Below are 5,116 nucleotides of genomic sequence, written 5' to 3' on the forward strand. Positions count from 1 at the left end.
AGAAAAATTTCTGATCAAGGAACTAAAGCCTGGTCAAGGTGTTATTATGGATAATGCCTCTTTTCATAAATAGTCTGTAAAATGCAGTATAATTTTTCTACCGCCTTACTTTCTTGATTTGAATCTAATAGAAAAATTCTGGGCTAATATGAAGAGGTGGGCAGTATGCTAAATTTCAACGCTCTATTCGACGCTATTTCTTGGTTCTTTAAAATATCTAATTCAACCTAAATTACTATATTATTTATGATTCCCTATCTATTCTGGCTTTTGTTTGCTGGCTACCTAAATTTTTACGTATGGCATTATAATTGACGGCAATCATATGAAATCAAACTTGGTATCCGTACACCTTTAACTTTTTTCCAGAACGACATATATATCAATTTTTACATTTAATTAATCTATTGATATCAGGTTTTTTTTTATTAGAATGAGGATGAATAAAATAAATTTCATTGGCATGAGAAAAAATTTTTTTCTGGCTTTAGCGATAAGCATCGGGGGGGCGCCTTTTATACAAAATATCGCTCAAAGTGCTTACGGAAATCCTGACACTGATACTCTTTGCTCTGAGTTAGGTGTTTTTCACCGTGTATTGGTGATGATACTGAAAAATTTCGACGAAAATTCTTTAGATTCTTTTAGGTTTGATGTTTCAAATGATCTGATTAATTACTTTAACAATCCAGAGTCTTTAACTCAAAGCACTCCTGAGTTGACTGAGCTAAAAGAAGTTTTGAAAAATACAGATCCCAGAAGATTGTTTAATGTTTTATTTAATCTAGGAAAAAATTCTTCAGGGTATGTCCTAAAAATATTGGACAGCCAAAAACAAGGCGCTTTAGGTGAAGCATTTCTTGGGGTGTCAAAAAATTTTTCGCTAAGTGTTGACGCGCTTTCTTTGAGAGATTTTATTTTTTTAGGCAGAGCATTAGTAGTACTAAACTACGCTTTTAATCAAAACATTCCTGTTGATAAAAAATTATTATGTAATGCTTTAAATAAACTAAATGAGAAGGTAGCTTTTGACGAATACAAATGCTGTGTGCAGATTGATGATACTCCCCCCGCACTAAATAATATTTTGGCGGCTTTATCTAAAAGTCAAGAACTTGAAGGGCCTTTAAATTTTTTTCATGCAGTATCCGCTTTGGAACATATTAGATCATCTGAGAATTCTTTTCAGCATTCTGGAGATTTTTACAATTTAAAAAATAACAAAGCATTTTTAAACGCGTTTCATTTTGCTTTAAATCAACTTCCTTTTTCTTCTTTAAAATTGCTTCTAGCAAATTTTGTGCATTTAAATCATGGAACACCGGAAGATTTAGTTCGGATTTTCAGTGCGTTATCTTCAATTGATTTGTGGGATAATGTTTGGTCTGCTCAAACTGATGTGTCATTAGATGCTTTAGCTTTGTATACTTGGGATGGAGTGCAATTTTCTAAACTTGTTGAACAAAATGGAGAGCTTCATCATTTGCCTGCCTATGTTCAAGTTTTGGATTTTTCACTAAATGGTGCTTATAGAAATTTTATCAATCCAAAAGTTTTTGCTCACATTTTGAATCATACTGCTCGGCGTATTAACAAAGGAGTTTATAAAAAAGATATTTATCAAGATATATTTTTTAAATTTTTGAATAATTTAAGCAATGACCTATTTAATTTTTGTTATGCTTTTAATACTTTGTTTAATAAAAGTGGAGCATTTACTGAAACTTTGGTGTGCTTATCTGATGGAAATAAGCAGGATATTTTTGAGCAAGCTTTAAGAGTGTTTACTTCTAGTCCCAAAAATTTAGTTAAAGAATTAGACTACGTTTTAAACAGTAACAGAGATAAAGAGATAAATAAATTTGTTCTTATGTTAAACTCTAATCCAAAAATGATGTCGAGTATTTTAAGTGCGTTTGGAGAAGACATCAATTGGGGAGATTTGAGATTTATTTTGTACCGAATAATAGAAAATTTTATAGAAAATATTGATCCAAACATTTTTTCTTCTTCTTTTTCTATTTTATTGAGTGAAAAATATTCAAATGCTTGTGATTTTTTTTCTGATTATTTAAATGAAACTGTTCCAGAACAATTGAATCGCATCTTCAAAAACTTTTTTTGCACCAATCCACAAGCAGCAAATAAATTTTTAAGCAGAGCTTTAGAAAAATTATTAGACTCTTTTGAAGATTTTACTGCTGAAGATCAGTATAAAGCTTTAAAAACAACTCTAGAATCTAAAATAAAAAGAGTTGAATTGTTTTATAAAAAGAAGAGAATAAACCTCTACATTGGTGATGAAGAAAGGCTTATATCATTTGATAATTCAGCTAAAATACTAAAATTTATTGCAAGTGCAATTAAGTTTTTACCAAAAAATCAAAGAGTTCGTTTATTAGAACTCGCTTTATCAAAAAATTTCGATATAAGGTTGTGTGCACGGTATTTAGATTTAACTGACACGTCTTTTGAAATGCTTTCTAAATCCTGGCAGGAAGAAATCATATTCAATTTTTCTAAAATATTTGAGAATGAGGATATTTACTCATTTTGGAGATTTAAAAAATTGATCGATCAAGAAAAATTTGAAGATAAACTTTTTGATTATTCCGATGGATACAAAAAATTCGCTCAACTTGCAGATTGTTTTTATCATTTAAGAAAAGATCACCCCTCGGAAGATAGAGAAAAAGCTTTAGATTTCTTAGATAAAAATTTTCAAACCGATGAAGATATCGATCGCTTATTGCGATGGTTTGATGATTTTTATCCTGATGACTGTATCGAATACCTAGAAAACTTAAAAGATTTGAAGTTAAAAAATTTAAAAAAGAAGATTGAGGAAAGCTATAAAGCAAAGCGACTTAGGTTAGCAGAAAAAATAGAAGAGTTTAATAAATTTTTTAGAGATGAAAAAATAACCGATAGAGAAATAGATTATGCCAGAGAGGTTATGAAATATCTTGATGAAGTTTTTAAAATGGTTGAAAACTCTCCAAGTGCTGCAGTTGAAGAACTTGTTTCGCCTTTATTTGATTCTAACGAAGCGCTTCGTCTTCCTTTTGATCCCGATGAGATTATTGATAAAGTTCTAAAATCTGAAGATCAATTTAATGACAATGAAGAATTGCATGAAAGAATAAAAGAATTTTATCTTTTTTACAAAGATTTCGTTAACCAGTTAACACAAAGAGAATTAGTTACAGAATTTTTTGATATAAGTGAAAAAATATTTTATTTCATTGAAAAAACAGGAAATTTCAGTGATACCACCGATAGTAAATTTTTAGAATATCTTGCGCTGCATTCCGATGAGGACTCCTTTCAAGTTATAGAAATGGGAATGAAATTTGTTTCTCAAAACCTTGAAGAAACCGAGTATAAGACTTTGATGGGAAGTTTTAATCATGCTGTTCAAACAGAAATAGTTGAAAAGACTTTGATACATAAAAAGAATAGAAAATTTATTTCTGATGAAATGACAAAAATCTTAGAAAATATTTGTTCACAAGACGTAGAAGATCGTTTAATAATTGAAAATACAGTAAGAGTAGACAAAAAAGTTCAGTATTTTCAGGAATTTCCATTATCTTTTTTTGAAGAGAATATGAGAGAATTTTCTAAAAAGTATAGGGAAAATTCAAGAGAAAACAGAAAATTTATTTTAGATGAGTTTGTAAATTTTTGCCTAAGAACGTTGGATAATGAAAATCCACCTTGTGGAGAATATTTTAATGATGAAGGATCTTGTAATATTTTTGTAAAAAAATTAAAAGATATTTCTCAAAAGTATATTGCATTTTATAAAGAAAGTGATGATTACGAAAGGGATTTATTTGAGCGTCATCCTTATTCAGTGTTAGGAAATTTTTTTCAAGATTCAGTGACTCAGGAAAATTTTTTCGGTGGAGAGAAGTGTAAAGCAGAACTATTGACTGATGCACTATTATCTTTCTTAAATATTAGAGGATACCCTTTGCTTGAATATGATCAGTAATCGTTAACTATTGGCGCATGTTGGGAAAAATATGGTTTACATTTCCCAACAAAGTTAAAGGGCCGTTAAGACAAAGTTGGTAGTTCGCATGAAAAAATAATAACTAATAATCCAAAAGTGTTTAAATCATTGTAGATTGTAGAGAAAAATTGAAAAATATAAATTTTATTAGGGCCCGTCTTTAATTAAGCCAAACGACAAGTGAAGCCAAGTAAATAGTGCCTAGAAAATTGGAAGACGTTTTATTTTAGCGCGGGGCAATGGCGTGGTATTACTCAGTTTAGCAAAAAAATTCTCGATCAAATTACGGGATTTATAAAGATATGTATCCTAATTTGAAGCTCCCAAGCAGATTTTTTTAGGGGGGATCACGACCTTACGCCCCTTTTCTTTAAGTTTTTGCGTTCATCGGCAAGCACTCCATCAGCCTTCGCGAGGTTATCTATTAACGTATCTCCTCCTTCAGATCACGGTCCTGACATTTTGTCAAGTGAAAAGCGATGGAATTTCCGTGGGAATCACAGATTTCATCAATCCTAGTGCTTGGATGGCCTAGTTCTCGTTTTTTTAGTGTCAGCGCTGTGTTGATGTGCGTGCACAATCGTTCATGGCTTACTTTTTGTCTAGGCATCGGCTAAGATTTCAAAAACGCTTTTTCACGCGCCGCTTTGACTCTAACGGGTGCGGCAAGTGTGAGTGAATTTGAAATCGCCAAAACGTTCTGGAAAATCTCTCCATGGAATCCATGTGTGATATCAGTACAAAACTGTCTTTACAAAGAGGCGATTGTTCTTGGATAACGCTACTCTCCTTGTTTTTTAGGAAAAAGATTCTTTTTCCTATCCCACTGATCATCCCCAAATCCACAACGTCTTATTTAACACTCCTCTATTTTGTATTTTTATACCATTTCCCGATACTATAGCTAAATCGGTATAAAAAAATTAAGAAAGGAAGAATTGAAATAAGTGATAAATTGAGCAAGTTAATGTTTTTCTTATATAGCTAAAACATGATAAAAAGAATATGACAATGGAGCTAGATAAAGTTATAATTATGTAAGTTATGAAATATTCATTAGATTTTCTAAAAAAATTATTAAAAACAAAGCACGGG

Annotated in this window: 3 protein-coding genes; all 3 read left to right on the forward strand. The window is 30.9% G+C overall.

Annotation, left to right across the window (positions count from 1 at the left end; all coding sequences use genetic code 11):
• Positions 1-91: 91 nt before the first annotated feature.
• Complete coding sequence (locus tag K737_RS11680) at positions 92-172, forward strand: hypothetical protein (RefSeq protein ID WP_407636433.1); 81 nt, start codon at positions 92-94, stop codon at positions 170-172.
• Positions 173-237: 65 nt separating this feature from the next.
• Positions 238-315, forward strand: a complete 78-nt coding sequence (locus K737_RS11685; RefSeq protein ID WP_407636434.1) for a hypothetical protein — start codon at positions 238-240, stop codon at positions 313-315.
• 124 nt (positions 316-439) lie between these two features.
• Positions 440-4,000: a hypothetical protein gene (locus K737_RS00725; RefSeq protein ID WP_152531010.1), complete on the forward strand. Its 3,561-nt coding sequence runs from the start codon at positions 440-442 to the stop codon at positions 3,998-4,000.
• Positions 4,001-5,116: the final 1,116 nt, after the last annotated feature.

Source organism: Holospora undulata HU1 (assembly GCF_000388175.3).
Classification (GTDB): domain Bacteria; phylum Pseudomonadota; class Alphaproteobacteria; order Holosporales; family Holosporaceae; genus Holospora; species Holospora undulata_A.